Source organism: Rhizosphaericola mali, assembly GCF_004337365.2.
Lineage (GTDB): Bacteria > Bacteroidota > Bacteroidia > Chitinophagales > Chitinophagaceae > Rhizosphaericola > Rhizosphaericola mali.
Window position 1 is genome coordinate 490,497 of record NZ_CP044016.1, and the last position, 18,446, is coordinate 508,942.

14 protein-coding genes are annotated in these 18,446 nt (G+C 35.7%); 4 read left to right on the plus strand and 10 right to left on the minus strand.

Translation table 11 applies throughout. From position 1 onward, the window contains the following. Window positions 1-36 precede the first annotated feature (36 nt). Both E0W69_RS02110 and E0W69_RS02115 read right to left on the minus strand, forming a co-directional pair. Window positions 37-1,563: a GH3 family domain-containing protein gene (locus E0W69_RS02110; RefSeq protein WP_131328383.1), complete on the minus strand. Its 1,527-nt coding sequence runs from the start codon at window positions 1,561-1,563 to the stop codon at window positions 37-39. A gap of 73 nt (window positions 1,564-1,636) precedes the next feature. Then, a complete protein-coding gene (locus E0W69_RS02115) occupies window positions 1,637-2,638 on the minus strand; it encodes a helix-turn-helix domain-containing protein (protein WP_131328384.1) in 1,002 nt (333 codons plus the stop codon). Window positions 2,639-2,846: 208 nt separating this feature from the next. On the opposite strand from E0W69_RS02115, the gene E0W69_RS02120 reads away from it, so the two are divergent. The 3 genes from E0W69_RS02120 (at window position 2,847) to E0W69_RS02130 (ending at window position 7,532) form a co-directional block, all read left to right on the plus strand. Next, window positions 2,847-5,198: a TonB-dependent siderophore receptor gene (locus E0W69_RS02120; protein WP_131328385.1), complete on the plus strand. Its 2,352-nt coding sequence runs from the start codon at window positions 2,847-2,849 to the stop codon at window positions 5,196-5,198. A 69-nt stretch (window positions 5,199-5,267) separates the two neighbouring features. Further along, window positions 5,268-6,440, plus strand: coding sequence for a PepSY-associated TM helix domain-containing protein (locus E0W69_RS02125; protein WP_131328386.1), 1,173 nt, complete (start codon window positions 5,268-5,270; stop codon window positions 6,438-6,440). A gap of 30 nt (window positions 6,441-6,470) precedes the next feature. Then, window positions 6,471-7,532, plus strand: a complete 1,062-nt coding sequence (locus E0W69_RS02130) for a PA0069 family radical SAM protein (RefSeq protein ID WP_131328387.1) — start codon at window positions 6,471-6,473, stop codon at window positions 7,530-7,532. Between the two features lie 71 nt (window positions 7,533-7,603). Here E0W69_RS02130 and E0W69_RS02135 read toward each other — a convergent pair whose 3' ends face one another. Beyond that, a complete protein-coding gene (locus tag E0W69_RS02135; RefSeq protein WP_131328388.1) occupies window positions 7,604-7,936 on the minus strand; it encodes a winged helix-turn-helix transcriptional regulator in 333 nt (110 codons plus the stop codon). Between the two features lie 137 nt (window positions 7,937-8,073). Between E0W69_RS02135 and E0W69_RS02140 the strand changes: the two genes are divergently transcribed. Then, complete coding sequence (locus E0W69_RS02140; protein WP_191967935.1) at window positions 8,074-8,991, plus strand: alpha/beta fold hydrolase; 918 nt, start codon at window positions 8,074-8,076, stop codon at window positions 8,989-8,991. An 83-nt stretch (window positions 8,992-9,074) separates the two neighbouring features. Here E0W69_RS02140 and E0W69_RS02145 read toward each other — a convergent pair whose 3' ends face one another. The 7 genes from E0W69_RS02145 to E0W69_RS02175 all read right to left on the minus strand — a co-directional run bounded on the left by E0W69_RS02145 (window position 9,075) and on the right by E0W69_RS02175 (window position 18,343). Continuing rightward, entirely contained in the window at window positions 9,075-10,031 is a 957-nt protein-coding gene (locus E0W69_RS02145; protein ID WP_131328390.1) for an isoaspartyl peptidase/L-asparaginase family protein, read from the minus strand. Between the two features lie 158 nt (window positions 10,032-10,189). Beyond that, complete coding sequence (locus E0W69_RS02150; RefSeq protein WP_131328391.1) at window positions 10,190-11,182, minus strand: bifunctional heptose 7-phosphate kinase/heptose 1-phosphate adenyltransferase; 993 nt, start codon at window positions 11,180-11,182, stop codon at window positions 10,190-10,192. Beyond that, entirely contained in the window at window positions 11,179-12,591 is a 1,413-nt protein-coding gene (locus E0W69_RS02155) for an APC family permease (protein ID WP_131328392.1), read from the minus strand. The genes E0W69_RS02150 and E0W69_RS02155 overlap by 4 nt, the downstream gene beginning before the upstream one ends. Window positions 12,592-12,621: 30 nt before the next feature. Next, entirely contained in the window at window positions 12,622-13,872 is a 1,251-nt protein-coding gene (locus E0W69_RS02160; RefSeq protein WP_131328393.1) for a 3-deoxy-D-manno-octulosonic acid transferase, read from the minus strand. A 6-nt stretch (window positions 13,873-13,878) separates the two neighbouring features. Further along, window positions 13,879-14,784, minus strand: a complete 906-nt coding sequence (gene miaA, locus E0W69_RS02165) for a tRNA (adenosine(37)-N6)-dimethylallyltransferase MiaA (RefSeq protein WP_131328394.1) — start codon at window positions 14,782-14,784, stop codon at window positions 13,879-13,881. Window positions 14,785-14,795: 11 nt separating this feature from the next. Beyond that, window positions 14,796-15,959, minus strand: a complete 1,164-nt coding sequence (locus E0W69_RS02170; RefSeq protein WP_131328395.1) for a sigma-54-dependent transcriptional regulator — start codon at window positions 15,957-15,959, stop codon at window positions 14,796-14,798. Window positions 15,960-16,075: 116 nt separating this feature from the next. After that, window positions 16,076-18,343: an aconitate hydratase gene (locus E0W69_RS02175; protein ID WP_131328396.1), complete on the minus strand. Its 2,268-nt coding sequence runs from the start codon at window positions 18,341-18,343 to the stop codon at window positions 16,076-16,078. Between the last annotated feature and the right edge of the window lie 103 nt (window positions 18,344-18,446).

Consider the following 18,446-nt stretch of genomic DNA (forward strand, 5'->3'; position numbering starts at 1 on the left):
CTATACCCACATTTCTAACACAGTTAAAATATTTGGTCATTTGCCATAAGATAAAAATTTAGTCCATTCTTCCAACGTAGAACCTTTCAATACACGTGGGAACTTATGTTGACTTCCTAATTTTCCTAAGGATTTCAAAAATCGCATAAAAATCTCTTCTGGCAAAACATCTACGTAAATGTCTTTCAAAGTACTGTTTCTTTCGACTAAATAATCATCATTTAATTTTTTCAAATATTTGTCGATTGTATTTGCAACTAATTGTTTATCAATTTGTTGGTTACATGCAATATACCAATGATGTGCAAAAAAACTACCATGCGGTTCGCCTGCAACAGTAAATTCTGGGATGGAAATATTTAACTCTTCAGAGGTCATTTCAATCGCACGATTCATATTGTCGACAGATAAATGCTCCCCAACCAAGCTCAAGAAATGCTTTGTTCGGCCTGTAATAATGATCTCACATCTTTTTTTATTGACAAATCTTACCGTATCGCCGATGAGGTATCGCCATGCACCAGCAGGCGTGCTCAATAACAAAGCATAATCAACTCCTTCCTCGACCTCATGTACCGTTAGTGCTTTAGGTTTACCGATCAATTCCCCTTCTCCATTAAAATTTTCGAAATTGAAAGGGATAAATTCAAAGAAAATATGACCAGTAACCGCTAATCGCATCGCCTCTGCAAATTGATGACTTTGATAAGCGATAAATCCTTCACTAGCAAGATAAGTTTCGATATAGGTCAAAGGTTTACCTAAAAGTTTTTCAAATCCTTTTTTATATGGTTGAAAATTGACTCCTCCGTGTACAAAAAATTCCAAATTGGGCCACATATCATGTATCGTATTTAGATGATATTTTTCAATAATCATTTCCATACACATTTGTGTCCAAGCGGGAACGCCGACAAGAAATCCTATATCCCATTCGGGTGCTTTTTTGACAATTTCTTCAAGTTTTTTATTCCAATCTTTCTCTTTGGCAATCTTTTTTCCTGGTTTGTAAAAAGGCTGAAACCAAAAAGGTGATTTTTTTGTCGTGATTCCACTCAGATCTCCAGCGTAATACCCAGCACCTCTTTGCAAATCTGTGCTTCCGCCAAGTGTAAGCCAGCCTTTTCCAATGGATTTAAAATTGATGTATTGATAATTACGCAAACTCAACAATTGCTTGATCATGATGATCTTGTTGGATCGTAGCAGGTCATTTGTAACTGGTATGTATTTACTGGCAGCTTCGCTCGTGCCACTACTTAATGCATAATATCTAATTTTGCCGGGCCAACAAATATCTGGTTTACCTTCTAATGTCTTGTACCACCATTCTTTATAAATAGAATTGTAATTATATATGGGAACATTTTTCTGAAATTCTTTAACCAAGGATTGGTTATTCATTAAGATATTATCAAAACCATAAGCTTGTCCAAATTCGGTAAATTTTGCTTTTCGTAGCAATCGTTTTAGTACAATTTTTTGTTGACGTTGGGCGGCATCGACAGGAAGCTTTAACGCTCTTACAATGGATTTTGGTAATTTAATATCAAAAATTGCCATGATTATTTTTTTCTAAGGAAAATTTCATTTCACTTTTATAGCTACAATAATAGACAATTTAGACGCGAAATGGTTAATTTATTCGATTGTTTTTCAACACGCTAGGTAAATAACCATATTTTCTTTTGAATGCTGCTGTGAAATGCTGTGGATTTTTAAATCCAATTTCGTAAGCAATTTCTGCAATGGTTTGTCTATTTTCCAAGATCATATCCTTCGCTTTTTGCATTCTGAAATCTGACAAATAATTAAAAACGGTTGTCCCAAATACTTCTTTAAATCCTTTTTTCAATTTGAAATCGTTGATCCCAACCATCTCTGAAAGTTGTAGGAGCGAACATGGATTTTCAATTTGCTTTTCTAATATTTCTTTTGCTTCATATATTTTTTCTCTGTCATCTTTTCTTAACACAGATTCGCATAGCAAATGATTATTTTCTTTTACTTGAGTAAGCTGCAAAATCAATAATTCAATTACTTTGGATTCCAAAAAAATACGTTTAAATCCTTTTTCCAAAGGACAATTAATTATGGCAAAAATGATTTGTTTCATTTCTGCAGTAATTGGCAATTCTTTTGGATGCAACATGGATGGAGAAAGCACCTCGATAGATTTTCCAAATTTTCCAACGGATTCAGTATCGTAATTGAATATTTTTTGAAAAAATTCTATGGAAACCAATATTTCCAAGGAATATCTTTTGGTTTTTGGATAGGTCAAAGTGCCTTTTACCTCGGGAAAAAACATCAAACGATGCGTACCAGAAGGTATGTCGGCATTCAAACTGCCTTGCGAGTTGCGTGCATAGGTAGAATGTCCTTCATATTCAAAATGCATTTTTAAAAATGGAAAATCATGTTTTACCTGCATTTCCAATTGTTGTTCCAGATTCCATTGCCGATGCGTGAGCAAAACACCATTTAATTGATATTCAAAATCATTGATATGAATACCATGTATATTGATAATATTATGACTTTCAATCAGATAATTTCCATTTAATTGGAAATTGTCTGTAAATACGCGCTCTTTGGAGAGCTCAATCAAATCCTTATGGTGGATAGTTGTTTTCAAATGTAAAACCTGCTTTTGTCTGTTTCTTGTAAAATCCGTTTCGCGTTATTAATACTCCGTTTCGCGTTAACTCGCAACTATATATCTCTGTTAATTTCGCCACCGCAAAAATGACAAACAAATTTTAAGTTTCAAAGCACACGTGCTCGTTTTAATGTAATTGTTTGGTCATTTTCATTTCTCATTTCTGATAAAAATAAAATTGATTTTGAAAAAGAAACATTTTTTTGCGCGTTTTATTAAGTGCATGGGTACGGTATTTACGTTATTAATGGTGCTTCAATGTACTCCAAAACTGCAAGCTCAAAACGTAGATAATTTTGGTAATATTTCTGGATTGGTCGTCAGTTCGGACGGTAAATCAGTAAGTAATATTGAAATTGAATTGTCTCAAAATAATAAAAAAATTATTGCAGATACGACGAGCAAATTTGTATTTAGGCATATTCCGTACGGAAATTATAAATTGACTATCAAAGGTTTAGGTATTAAGTCTCAAAGCAAAACAATAGAATTAAGTGCCGAACAATTAGATTTGACGACAATTTACTTAGATGAAACAGCTGCACAATTAGAGGACGTCATTGTTTATACGCAATCACATAGAAATAATAAAAATACATTTGATGTAGCGAGAATGCCTTTGAGTAATCTCGAGAATTCACAAGTGTATAATGTTGTACCTAAAGAGTTATTAACAGAACAAATCGTAACAACCCAAGAAGGCGCGTTGCAAAATGTGCCAGGATTGGCAAATATAGCAACCCTTGGCGGTGGCGGAGGCTCGATGGTGGGCTTTTTGATGCGTGGTTTTAATAATGGCTCTACAATTTTGCGAGATGGAATTTCCTCTGGATATGTATCCTTAATGGATATGTCTAATGTAGAAAAGTTGGAAGCAATCAAAGGTCCTTCTTCTACCTTATTTGGTGGTGGTATTGCGTCTTCTTATGGAGGAGTTATCAATATGGTAACCAAACAACCATTTGAATATCAAAAGGGTGAAATTACTTACACTACGGGAAGTTATAATCTTTCTCGTACTACTGTTGATTTCAATACACCACTCAATCAAAACAAAACGGCGCTTTTTAGAATTACTGGAGCATATGATAATCGTTATACATTTCAACAGAATGTAAAACAAAATACGGTTGCATTTTCTCCAAATCTACGTTTGAAAGTAAATGATCGATTGACATTGGATTTTAATTTGAATTATTATCAAACGCATCGTCCAATTTTATTAATGGGATTAGGAAATCGTCTTACGATAAATAATGTAACTGAATTGAATCTTGATCCAAAAATGTCTTACTACAATGGAGATCTAAGAAGTAATCAACAAACGGTAACCGCTTTTGCAAAAGCAGATTATAAACTTTCAGATAAATGGACTTCACACACAATATTCAGTACAGCAAATAGCAATAATAATTCACCCTACATTTTTTTGACATTTACAGCAAAAGATTCTCTAGCCCGCAGAGTGTATGATGTTCCAGTTAGTACATTGAATACACAAGAATTTCAACAAAATTTCAATGGTGATTTCAATATCGGAAAATTGCGTAATCGTATGTTGATTGGTTTGGATTATTTCCGCACTTATGCGTATTCTGAACGAGGTAATATTATCATGGATACGGTCTATACACAAGTATTGCCAACCGCTGTTCCGATTCTCAATGGTGATAAAGCAAATGCAAAAGCTGCAACAACAACTTATTCTACTACACAAGCAACTAATAATATTTACAGCGCGTATGTGTCTGATGTACTGAATTTGACAGATAATTTATTGGTGATGGGAAGTATTCGAATCGATCGCTATAATTCTGTAGGAAATTATATGCAAACTGCTTATTCTCCAAAATTCGGATTAGTATATGAAATCTTACCTAACCACATTTCCCTATTTGGAAACTATCAAAATGGCTTCCAAAACGTAAGTGGAACGGATAGTTTGGGTAATTCATTCAAACCACAAAAAGCAAATCAATTGGAAGGAGGAGCCAAATTTGATTTAGCGGATCATCGTTTCAATGCAACGGTAAGTTATTATCATATCAATGTAAAAGATATTGTACGTACGCCAGCAAATTCATTATATGGCGTGCAAGATGGAAACATTCGCAGCCAAGGTGTTGAATTAGATATCAATGCGAATCCAATTGATGGTTTGTTTATCACTGCTGGTTATGCTTATAACGATATTAAAATCGTAAAAGCAACAGCAAATCAAGGTAAAAGGCCGTATGGTACGCCAGCAAATGTGGGAAATCTTTGGATGAGCTATAAATTCAAAGAAGGAATTTTCCATAATTTAGGAATTGGCGTTGGTGCCAATGGCGCGAGCAAAAGCTTTACAAATGATGCCAATACCATCACTTTGAATGGTTATATCGTTGCAGCCGCTTCATTGTTCTACGATACGCAATCATTTAGACTATCTGCCAAAGTAGACAATTTGGCAAATAAGAAATATTTTATGTATAACTCTTACTTGACAGCACAACAACCGCGCACTATTACAGCAAGTATTGCTTACAAATTCTAGTCTTTAAATTTTCATACGTATGGGAAAACTCTTGCAGTTTTCCCTTTATTATTTTACAAATCATTTGCGATGATGAAGGAAAAATCAAAAAAAAATAAAAGCTTATTTAGCCGAATAAATGCTTGGTTACATCTCTGGTTGGGGATTTTTGCAGGGATAATTTTAGTATTTGTGGCATTGACTGGGACTTTGATTGTGTATTGTGATGAGATTTTAAATATGACTGCCGGCGATGCTAAATACATTCAAGTAGAACGTAAAGAAAAACTCCCCGCCGAGAAATTAATGTCCATGGTCATGCATTCTGGACCGAAAGGAAAACCAACAATGGTTTCGGATATTGCGATGTTCAAAGATCCAAATAGGAGCGTTAGATTTAGATGTTTTGATCGTCCTGGTGGCTTGGCTTATGTGTATGTCAATCCTTATTCAGGTAAAATTTTAAAAAAAGATCATACCGCCAATTTCTTTTATATCGTAGCACACTTGCATGCAGCGTTTATGATACATGGTGCAGGATCATGGATTGTTGATATTGCAACGATCATTTTTCTAATAGAATTAATCAGTGGAATCATTCTTTGGTGGCCCAAAAAATGGAACAAACACACACGTGACGCTAGTTTTAAAATCAAATGGAAAGCAAAATTCAAAAGAGTCAATTATGATTTGCATAATGTTCTCGGATTTTATGCTTCTGTTTTGGGATTGACTTTGACGATTACGGGTTTGATTATTGCTTTTCAACCAGTTTCAAAAGCTACAGTCAAATTATTCGGGGGAAATGCAGACAAACCTATTCAAAAAATCTTACCGAAGGCTGACAAGGATTCATTAAGAAAAGCACAACCAATTAATGTTGTATTTGCCAATGAATTTGCCCAACATCCTGAGAAAAAGGCCATTCAAATGTATACTTTCAAATTGAAAGATGCAGGTACCTATTACATGACCGTTGCGAAAAGGATTGGACTTAAAAGCGCAGAATCTCCTATTATTAGTGTCGTGGATAAATACACGGGAACATCGGTGGCAATAAATAATAAAGTGCTTAAAGGACAATACATTGATAATAATGTTTGGCAATTGCATATGGGTACTTGGATGGGACAATTGGGAAAATTGTGTACTTTTTTGTGTGGATTGATTTGTACAAGTTTGCCTATTACTGGATTACTTGTTTGGATAGGAAAAAAGAAAAAGAAGCCAAGTGGAAAGCAAATAAATTTAGCAAATAACTAAAAATATTAGTAATTTTAACCGCAAAAGAAGGTGGTTAACTTGGATAATTTTATCAAAGGAAGAGGGGCGCAATTCAATACAGCAAACAAATTTATACGGCAATCGACTGATTTTGAGAGTGTTGATGGCATTGATATTTGGGAAGATATAAATCCTAAAACGGAATTGATTGCTGTTCAATCCAATTCATTGGTTAATAAAGTTACGAGTCCAGATGTTGGTATGTATTACAGTGCCAATCCTTATCAAGGTTGCGAGCATGGTTGCATTTATTGTTATGCACGCAACAGTTTTGAATATTGGGGATATAGTGCTGGATTGGATTTCGAAACCAAAATTTTGTACAAAGAGAATGCACCAGATTTGCTACGCAAATTTCTGATGAATAAGAATTGGGATCCAGTTCCAATTTCTTTCAGTGGAAATACGGATTGCTATCAGCCAGTTGAACGCAAACTAGAAATTACCCGAAAAATGATTGAAGTCTGCGCTGAATTCAATCAACCTATTGGGATAATTACTAAAAATGCAGGAGTATTAAGAGATATCGATTTGCTTTCAGAAATGGCAAAAAAGAGATTAGTTCGCGTAATTCTTTCAATAACTTCTTTAGATGAAAATCTGCGTGGAAAAATGGAACCGCGTACTTCAACGGGTTTGCAAAGATTGAAAGCACTGGAGAAGTTGGCCAACGCTGGCATTTCAGTAGGAGTGATGGTGGCGCCGATAATTCCGGGTTTGAATGATAATGAAATGCATAATATACTTAAATCTGTTGCAGATGCCGGAGCGACAACTGCAGGATATACATTTGTTCGGTTAAATGGTGTAATACATGATTTATTTAAAGATTGGCTATTCAAAGTTTTTCCGGAAAGAGCAGATAAAGTTTGGCATTTAATTGAAAGTGGACATGGCGGACAAGTCAATGATTCTCGTTTTGGTACGAGAATGAAAGGAGAGGGACCGATTGCTGAAATGGTCAAGCAACAATTTAAAAAATACACTGCTTCATTTGGATTGAATCAAGAAATCTATTCGCTAGATTGTACCTTGTTTCAACGTCCTGGTGAGCAATTATCTTTATTCTGAGTAATTAAAATTGACATTAAGATGGTTTGCTTAATTCATTTATAGAAATTATAATGAGTTAATAAATTGTCTTAGATTGTAAATTGCTCACCCCATTTTTTTAATGCCATGATAACGGGTACGAAATCCTCTCCAATTTTAGTGAGTGAATATTCCACCATTGGAGGAACTACTGGATAGACTTTCCTGTTAACGAGACCATCTGTTTCTAATTCTCTTAAGTGTTGTATAAGCATTTTTTCAGAAACGCTTCCGATTCTAAGTTTCAACTCGCTAAATCTCAATTTATCAACGGATGATAATTGATTTATGATCTGTAGTTTCCATTTTCCTAAAATCACATTACTTGCTAATCCTACAGGGCAATCAAATTGTTTTGATCCAATCTCGTAAGTTTTTTTCATTTATAACTATTTGAATTTCAATATTTATTACTCGAAGTAAATAAACTTACTTAAAGGTAAGTACTTGCATAAAAGTAATTGGTATTCTATTTTCGTGCAAATAAAATTTTAAAAACATGATTTTTTGCACATCAAAAATGATCAAACGACTCTTGTTGAGTCTTCTAATTTTGGGAAATAGTTTATTGTATGCACAAGGAAATGTGAACTGGAATTATAAGGATAAATACCAAACTGTTGAAGGCGTAAATATTCATTATATAAAAACAGGCACAGGTACGCCTGTCCTACTTTTACATGGCTTTCCTGAGAACATTTATACTTGGCGTTATATAGTTCCTGAACTTTCAAAGAAGCACACCATTATCGCTATCGACTTACCTGGAATTGGAAAATCTGCGCCTCCAAAAACGGGGTATGATCAAACATCTATAGCTCATCTATTACATTCTTTTATGGAAGAGTTAGGATATAAGAAAACCGCGATTGTTGCCCACGACTTAGGTGTGGAAATCGCCTATGGTTATGCTTCTGAATATCCTAAAGATGTAACTCAAGTTGCCTGCTTAGATGTACCAATTGCAACGGAGCAAATGGAAACACTCCCTGTTTTATCTAAAGAAAATCGCGTTTTTTGGTGGTTTGCATTTCACAATGTCGATAATCTTCCAGAAGAACTTGTTAAGGGAAGAGAGCGCATTTATATTAAATGGTTTTACGATCATGGCGCGTATAATAAAAAAGCATTTAATGACAATACGGTTACTGTTTATGCCAAATCCTATGCATCACCAGGAGTTTTTCATAACTCTTTGGGCTATTATCGAGCAATGATAAAAAATATTGAAATCAATAAAGAGATCATAAAAAGAAAATTGGAAATGCCAGTATTAGCGTTAGGTGGAGAAAAAAGTTTTGGAATGAAGACGCTGTACTCATTTCAACCTTTATGTACAAATGTATCAGGAGGAGAAATTAAAGATTGTGGACATTTTATACAAGAGGAACAGCCTTCAAAACTTTTAGAATATTTAATTCCATTTTTAGGTAAATAATTATTTAAATGACTTTAAAAAACAAATCCAAATTCAACTTGATGAATTTGGATTTGAATGTTTTTCTGTTAGTAGTTTGGATGTTAATCGCCGTAAATTGCAATGCGTTCAGAACCATCACTGGATTTGAATCCACGATACATTCCCGCACTATTTAATGCCATGTTCGGTGTGCCTTCATGATCGACACCAATCATGCCACCTTCGCCTCCAATGCCAACTAATTTTTCATTAATAACGACATTCATGGCTTCTTGGATAGTCAATCCTTTGTACTCCATTAAACAACTTACGTCATGGGCTGCAACGGCTTCTATGAATTTCTCACCATGTCCAGTACAACTAATTGCACAGGTATTATTATTAGCATAAGTGCCACAGCCGATGACTGGGCTGTCGCCAATTCTTCCATATTTTTTATTGGTCATGCCTCCTGTAGATGTTGCAGCAGCCAGATTTCCATATTGATCACACGCTACGGCGCCTACTGTACCAAATTTTTTGTCACGCATCAATTCCTCGATGTGTGTATTGGTATGATCCAAAGAGTAGGTATCAGAATCTCTGATAGCTTTCCATTGATCGTATCTAAATTGAGAGAAAAAATATTCGTCAGGTTCTAATTTGACACCTTGTTTGATTGCAAAATCAGTTGCACCTTTTCCACTTAAAAATACGTGGTTGCTATTTCGCATGATTTCCGTTGCCAATTCGATGGGGTTTCTTACATTTCTCAATCCTGCAACAGCACCAGCATTCAAGGAATCACCATCCATAATTGCAGCATCCATTTCCTGCGTACCTCTTTTGGTAAATACGGAACCACGACCAGCGTTGAATAGAATATTGTCTTCCATAACGACAATCGCTGCTTTTACCGCGTTTACTGCATTGCCTCCTGCCGATAATACGCCATATCCGGCTTCTAATGCATCACGAAGCGCCGCTTCGTATGCTTTTTCTAATTCTGGAGTCATGTCCTCTTTTAAAATAGTACCTGCTCCTCCGTGAATTACAATTGTAAATCTTTTTTCTGCCATGTATCTAAAAAAACGAGTATAGTTGCTCGTAAAATTAGATAATATTTAAAATAGCTGTATTCTTTTGCAAAGAAATTAAAATATTTAAACAAATTCCCCAAATCATTGTACATGGTTCAATGATTTGGGGAATGTCTTGTATGTTCAACAAGTATAATTTAGTCTTTCAACAAAAGATTACATTCATTTAAAAGTTTTTCAGGGGAAATAACCGCCGTTCCAAGTTCTTCACAGACCAATCCACCTGCAATATTTGCCATGCTACAAGCCAATTTCATGTCTTTGGATAAAGCAAATACGACAGAAGCGACTGCAATAACCGTATCACCTGCACCACTTACATCCGCTATATTTCTCAAAAAAGCAGGCTGTGTATATGCTTCTTCTTCATTTTGGAAAAAAATCCCTCTTTCGGATAAAGTGATTAGGGAGGTAGAATGATTTAATTTTTGCTTTAATTGTTGGTGTACATATTTCAAATTATCCAAATCCGCAGAACGATCACTTAGATGCAACGCTTCTACCACTTCTTTAAGATTGGGTTTGAATATGTGTACATTTTTATAACAGAAGAAATTTTTGCTCTTGGGATCAACGGTAATGAACACATTATTTGCATTACAAATCGCAATAATAGAATCAATAACATGTGGCGTCAATACACCTTTGTTGTAGTCTTCTAATATCGCAATGGCAGGTTTTTCTTTTTCTACATATATTTTGAAACTATCAATCAGCATTTCTTCCATATGTGCAGAGATCGCTTCCGTAGTTTCATAATCGATACGCATCATTTGTTGACTACGTCCCATAATTCTTATTTTATTGGTCGTAGGTCTTTGCGTATCTTTTATAATATATTCGGTATGGATTTCTTTGTCTTTCAATAATTGCGTCAAGACAACCCCGTCTTCATCATCACCAATAACGGAAAAGATCGTTGTCGGAGCCAATAATGCTTCGGTATTCAATGCTACATTGCCTGCACCACCGATTCTAAATTCCTTTTTTTGAATAGAAGCGATGGGTACCGGTGCTTCGGGGGAAATTCTATCCACTTTTCCCCACCAATAAGTATCCAACATAACGTCACCAATTACGGCGATTTTTACTTTTGGAAATTCGTCAAAAAGACTATTGAAATTGCTCATTGTTTTTCTTTTCGGAGCGCAAGATAATAAATGGGAATGCCTATTGCAACAATTATTAGTCCCCATTTTACATAATTGGTTTTGAAAATGATCAACAAAATACAAAATGCCAATGCCATCAATATATAAATGATCGGTAAAATCGGGTATCCAAAAGCTTTATAAGGGCGTTCCACATCTGGTCTTTTTTTACGTAAAATAAATACACCAAGAATAGTTAAAATGTAAAAAATCACCACAACAAAACTGACCATATCTAAAAGATCGCCATATTTTCCACTCAAACAAAGTAAACTTGCCACTGCACATTGTATCCACAATCCAAACTCTGGTACAGAATATTTATTTAAATGACCTGTTTTTTTGAAAAATAAACCGTCTTTTGCCATCGTATAATACACACGAGCTCCCGCTAAAATCAATCCATTATTACATCCAAACGTGGAGATCATAATCATAATGGCAATCACATACGTACCCCAATTGCCCAAAATGGCTTGTGTCGCAGAAACGGCAACACGGTCTTTGGGAGCTGTGGCAATTTCATTTAATGGCAATACGGAAACGTACATCACATTGGCTGCGATATAAACGATCGTCACCAACAACGTACCTAAAAATAAACTCAATCCTAAATTTCGTTTTGGATTTTTGATTTCACCTCCGATGAAAGTAACATTTTCCCACGCTACACTACTAAAAATGGAACCAACCATAGATGATGCAATCGCCCCTAATGCTGCGAATGTTACATAATTTTCAACTCCACCACTTGGTAGTAATTTATGCATGTCAAAAGCATTTTCCCAATTGGCATGCCATACGCCAGATTTCATGGAAAATAAACCACAAATAATCAATCCGAATAAACTCACTAATTTGATAATTGTAAAGAATGTTTGGATGATTTTACCATTTTTTACTCCTTTTGTATTGATATACGTAAGTAAAATAATGGTGACAATGGATAGGATTTGTGCGGGAGAAATATGCAAACTACCAATAGAAAACAGTACAATATCTTCGCTTACCTGTGGAAATAAATAGGCTGTAAATTTACTGAAAGCCACGCCCACTGCTGCTATCGTACCCGTCTGAATAACTGCAAAAAAACTCCAACCGTATAAAAAACCAACTAAAGGGTTATAAGCTTCTTTTAGGTAAACGTATTGTCCGCCGGCTTTGGGAAACATGGCACTTAACTCGCCATAAGTCACGGCTGCGGCAATAGTCATAAAGCCTGTGATCAACCAAACGAGCATTAACCAACCCGAACTGCCCACATTTCTGACAATATCCGCACTGACGATAAATATACCCGAACCAATCATGCTACCTGCGACAAGCATCGTCGCATCCATCAAGCCCAAACTCGGTTTGAACTCGTTTGATGTATTCAAATTTTCCATTGCAACTGTTTGAGCAATGAAGATAATTGATTATTGGATTTGTTGCAAAATTGGGGAAATATATTCCCATATAATCAGTGTCGCTCCTCGTTGAGTTGCTACGAATTGTGAGGCTTTTTCAGAATATTTCAATCGCTCATTATCTTCTGTAAACAAACTGGATAATTTAGTTTCCAATTCTTCTTTAGTTTGTGCGGAAAAACCTCCGCCAAAATCCACTAATGCAGTTGCTTCAAAGGATTTTGGATGATTCGGGCCGTACAAAACAGGTTTGCCATAAACCGCCGCTTCCAATATATTATGAATGCCGTCATGTCCCCATGCACCGCCGATATATGCAATATCTGCATATCGATATAAGCGATTTAATATACCGATATTGTCAATGATTAATACATTTTTATCCGAAGGAATACTGTTTTTAATTTCTGAATATAAAATGGAATGTTGGTAATTTCTTTGGCATTCTTCAATGCGACTTCCTTTAATTTCGTGTGGAGCTAATATGTAAAAATATTCGGAATGAGCATTGACAAAATCCGCTAATTGATCATCATCTTCTTTCCAAATACTTCCAGCAACGAGTATCTTTTTATTTTGAGGTAGATTTTCAAATTTGGCAACAGGCGTCCAATTTGCTGCAATTTCAGATACACGATCGTAACGTGTATCTCCACTTAAAATGTAATTATTTATTTGAATTCCATGCAAAAGATCAATCGTAGATTGATTTTGGACGAAAAAGAAGCTAATATTTTTTAAAATATTTCTGTAAAACCCACCATTTGATTTGAAATAAATCTGATCAGCACGTAGTAAGGTAGAAATGGAGAATGTTGGAATCTGGCGATTTTTCAATTCTTGGATATAGAAATGCCAAAATTCATATTTGACAAAAAATGCCATTTTGGGTTGCAGGATTTCCAAAAACTTATGCGCATTTTTGGCACCGTCCATCGGTAAATAAAAAATGTAATCTGCTTGCGTGTAATTTTTGCGAATTTCATAACCGGAAGGAGAGAAGAAAGTGACGCAAATTTTATACTTCGGAAATTTGACTTTGATTTTTTCAATAATAGGACGTCCTTGTTCGAACTCACCCAAAGAAGCACAATGCATCCAAATAATCGGTGCTTGATTGTCGTTGACAGCGTTTTGTATTTTTTCAAATAGGTTTTTTCTACCTTCTATCCAAAGTTTGGCTTTAGGAGAAAACAAACTGGCAATTCGGATAATGACCGGATAAATTTGAGTAAATAATATATAGAAAAAACGCATCATTGCGGCTTATCGATTTTCGACTTTATCAATAATTGTATCCAAATCTGTTGCAGAAATCCATTCGATGGACGTATCTTTTTTGAACCACGTTATTTGCCTTTTGGCATAATGTCTTGTGTTAATTTTTATTTGCTCGATAGCTTGATCCAAACTTATATTTCCATCAAAATGATCAAATAATTCTTTATAACCAACTGTATTTAAGGCATTTAGATGTCTGTAGGGAAAAAGATTTTTAGCTTCTTCGACCAAACCTTTTTCTAACATTTGATCTACCCGAAAATTAATACGATCATATAAAGACGGACGATCCCAGTCAATAGCAAATCTGACAATGTTGAATGGTCGTTCGATTTTGGAATCTGTTTTAAAATTTTGGATGGATTCCCCCGTGAAATTGACAAATTCCAAAGCGCGCATCAATCTTTGCGGATTATCTTTTTCCTTAGAATTATCCCAAAAAAGGGGATCTTTTTCTGCAACTTCAGTTTGTAACCAAGACAAGCCATTTACTTGAAATTGTTGCGTAATTTCCTCGCGAACTTCTATTGGAATATTCGGCATTTCATCAATTCCTTCGCATAAAGACTTGATATACAATCCCGTACCGCCAACCATGATAGCTATATCATTTTTGGAAAAAATGTTGTTCAGTGTATTCAAACCATAATTCTCAAATGTACCTGCATTTACATCTTCTCGGATAAAATGCGAATCAATAAAATAATGTGGAATGCCCGCCATTTCCTCCAAAGATGGTTTGGCAACAGCAATCCCCAATTCCTTATAACATTGTCTTGAGTCCGCAGATAATATTTCCGTTTGCCAATGTTGCGCAAGCTGTACCGCCAAAGCAGTCTTACCAGAAGCTGTCGGTCCTGCAATTACAATTAATGTTTTACTTTTATGCAAATGCCTGATATTTATGGAATTACGTAAGATTTTACGTCGTTATAAGTGATAGCGCTACCGGAAAGAATAATTAATCTTTCGATGACATTTCTTAATTCGCGAATATTTCCTGTCCAATTATGTGTCTGCAATGCTTCCATCGCTTTAGGTTCGATTTTTTTCGGTTTTTGCTTGTATTCATCTGCAATTGTTTGCAAAAATCTATCCGCCAGAACTGGAATATCAGATTTTCTATCATTCAAAGTTGGAACCTTAATCAAAATCACACTTAGGCGATGATATAAATCCAAACGGAAATTTTTCTCTTCAACTTCTTTCAAAAGATCTTTATTGGTTGCAGCGATGACTCTTACATCCACGGAAATTTCTTTTTCTCCACCAACACGTGTGATTTTTCCTTCTTGAAGCGCACGCAAAACTTTTGCTTGAGCAGTTAAACTCATATCGCCAATTTCATCCAAAAACAAAGTGCCTCCATTGGCTTGTTCAAATTTTCCAATACGTTGTTTTACTGCGGAAGTGAAGGATCCTTTCTCATGTCCAAAAAGTTCACTTTCAATCAATTCGGAAGGAATTGCCGCACAATTCACCTCGATTAAAGGTGCCGATGTGCGATTGCTTAACGCATATAAATTACGCGCAACCAATTCTTTACCCGAACCATTTTCGCCGGTAATTAAAACGCGTGCGTCGGTGGGGGCAACTTTGGCAATCGTATCTTTTATGGCTTGAATACCTTCAGAATCACCTACGATTTCAAAGGATTTAGCTATTTTTTTCTTAAGCGTTTTCGTTTCTGCCTTTAGGGAATTTTTTTCCATGGCATTACGAATGGTAATCAACATTCTATTAAGATCTGGCGGTTTGGATATATAATCGTAAGCGCCCTTTTTTACTGCATCAACAGCAGTTTCTATGTTGCCATGGCCACTAATCATGATTATAGGAATGTCAGGATTCAATTCCGTTGCTTTTTGTAGAAATTCCAATCCATCCATTTTGGGCATTTTGATATCACATAGAACGAGATCAATAATTTTACTAGATTTAAATATTTCCCAACCTTCTTCTCCATTTTCAGCCTCAGTGATTTTATATCCTTCATAAGATAAAATTTCACTTAGTGTTTTGCGTATTGCACGCTCGTCATCTACTATTAAAATATTCGCCGCCATATCAATTATATAAGTTTGAAACCGGGCAAAGATAAATTTTTGAATGAATCTTCGATAAAAAATAAAACGCCAGATTAAGCGATCTTAATCTGGCGTTTTAACGTATTACAGCAAAATTAATTTGCGTGCATTTTTCTGATAATGTTTAATGCGCCACCCGCTTTAAACCATTCGATTTGTTGTGCATTATACGTATGATTAACAGAGAATGTATCTGTAGAACCATCTTTGTGATGCAATACAATAGTTAAAGGTTTGTTTGGTGCAAATTCTGTCAATCCCAAGATATCAACAATATCATCTTCTTGGATTTTGTCATAATCTGCTTTGTCTGCAAATGTCAATCCCAACATACCTTGTTTTTTCAAGTTTGTTTCATGGATACGAGCAAATGATTTAACCAAAACAGCACGTACGCCTAAATGACGAGGTTCCATAGCTGCGTGTTCACGAGAAGAACCTTCACCATAATTTTCATCACCGACAACGATGGATCCAATGCCAGCAGCTTTATAAGCTCTTTGCGTTGCAGGAACGTGATCATATTCACCCGTTAATTCATTTTTAACTGAATCAGTTTGACCATTGAATGCATTTACTGCACCTATCAACATATTATTGGAAATATTATCCAAATGTCCACGGAATTTCAACCAAGGACCAGCCATGGAAATATGGTCAGTAGTACATTTACCTTTTGCTTTGATCAAAAGTTTCAAACCTTTTAAGTCTGTACCTTCCCAAGGCGCAAATGGTTCTAATAATTGCAAACGATTAGAATCTGGAGCAACAACCACAGATACTCCGCTACCATCCGCTGCAGGAGCTTGATAACCAGGATCATCTACCGCAAACCCTTTTGTAGGTAATTCGTCACCTTTAGGGGCGTCGAATTTCACTTGTTCGCCTTTATTATTGGTTAAAGTATCTGTCAAAGGATTGAATCCCAAATCACCAGCAATTGCAAGAGCAGCTACGATTTCTGGAGACGCAACGAAAGCGTAGGTATTTGGATTACCATCTGCACGTTTTGCAAAGTTTCTATTGAAAGAGTGAACGATCGTATTTTTTTCTTGTTTTTCTGCACCTACACGAGCCCACATACCGATACAAGGTCCACATGCATTGGTGAAGATTTTTGCATCTAATTCTTCGAAAATGTGCAATAAACCATCTCTGTCTGCAGTGAAACGAACTTGTTCAGATCCTGGATTGATACCAAAATCAGCATTTGTTTTTAAACCTTTCGTAACCGCTTGTTCAGCAATAGATGCAGCACGGCTTAAGTCTTCGTAAGATGAATTGGTACAAGAACCAATCAAGCCCCATTCAACTTTCAAAGGCCAACCATTTTTTTCAGCTGTGGTTTTCATTTCAGAAATTGGTGTTGCCAAATCTGGAGTGAAAGGTCCGTTCAAATAAGGTTCTAATTTGTCTAAATCTATTTCAACGATTTGATCAAAATATTTTTCAGGATCAGCATATACTTCAGGATCTGCTTTCAAATAGTTTTTTACATTATTGGCAGCGTCAGCAACATCATTTCTGTCTGTAGCTCTCAAGTAACGTTCCATTGCTTCATCATATGGGAAATTAGAATTGGTTGCACCAATTTCCGCACCCATATTACAAATAGTACCTTTACCAGTACAAGACAATGATTCCGCACCCTCACCAAAATATTCTACAATGGCACCTGTACCTCCTTTAACAGTTAAGATACCTGATACTTTTAGGATAATATCTTTTGGCGCTGTCCATCCATTTAATTTACCTTTTAAATGAACACCAATCAATTTTGGCCATTTCAATTCCCAAGGTAAACCTGCCATAACATCACAAGCGTCAGCACCACCAACTCCGATAGCAACCATACCCAAACCACCAGCATTAACTGTGTGTGAATCGGTTCCAATCATCATACCGCCTGGAAATGCATAATTTTCCAAAACTACTTGGTGGATAATACCTGCGCCGGGTTTCCAGAATCCGATACCATATTTGTTAGAAACTGAGGCTAAGAAGTCAAATACTTCTTTACTTTCGGATTTTGCACGTGGCAAATCTTCTTCTGCACCATCTCTAGCTTGAATCAAGTGATCACAATGCACCGTTGAAGGAACTGCAACCTTAGGACGTCCGGCTTGCATAAATTGCAACAACGCCATTTGGGCAGTTGCATCTTGCATAGCTACGCGGTCTGGAGAAAAGTTTACATAATCTTTTGCACGACCAAAGTTTTCTAAAGGTTGGTCTTCGTGTAGGTGAGCGAATAGAATTTTTTCAGATAAGGTCAATGGACGACCTACTTTTTCTCTGGCTGCATCTACTTTTGCTGGTATATTTTCATATACCTTTTTAATCATCTCAATATCAAAAGCCATGAATTAAAATTTTTATGTGAGCTAAAGTTTGACAAATTTAAGACAAAACTATCGTTAAATAGTTTTATGGAGGATAAATTTCCGTGAAATATTGAAATATCTT

Coding starts and splice junctions, on each gene's coding strand:
- E0W69_RS02110 (WP_131328383.1), bottom strand. CDS start 1,563: ATGGCAATTTTTGATATTAAATTACCAAAATCCATTGTAAGAGCGTTA.
- E0W69_RS02125 (WP_131328386.1), top strand. CDS start 5,268: ATGATGAAGGAAAAATCAAAAAAAAATAAAAGCTTATTTAGCCGAATA.
- E0W69_RS02135 (WP_131328388.1), bottom strand. CDS start 7,936: ATGAAAAAAACTTACGAGATTGGATCAAAACAATTTGATTGCCCTGTA.
- E0W69_RS02140 (WP_191967935.1), top strand. CDS start 8,074: ATGATCAAACGACTCTTGTTGAGTCTTCTAATTTTGGGAAATAGTTTA.
- E0W69_RS02145 (WP_131328390.1), bottom strand. CDS start 10,031: ATGGCAGAAAAAAGATTTACAATTGTAATTCACGGAGGAGCAGGTACT.
- E0W69_RS02150 (WP_131328391.1), bottom strand. CDS start 11,182: ATGAGCAATTTCAATAGTCTTTTTGACGAATTTCCAAAAGTAAAAATC.
- E0W69_RS02155 (WP_131328392.1), bottom strand. CDS start 12,591: ATGGAAAATTTGAATACATCAAACGAGTTCAAACCGAGTTTGGGCTTG.
- E0W69_RS02160 (WP_131328393.1), bottom strand. CDS start 13,872: ATGATGCGTTTTTTCTATATATTATTTACTCAAATTTATCCGGTCATT.
- E0W69_RS02170 (WP_131328395.1), bottom strand. CDS start 15,959: ATGGCGGCGAATATTTTAATAGTAGATGACGAGCGTGCAATACGCAAA.
- E0W69_RS02175 (WP_131328396.1), bottom strand. CDS start 18,343: ATGGCTTTTGATATTGAGATGATTAAAAAGGTATATGAAAATATACCA.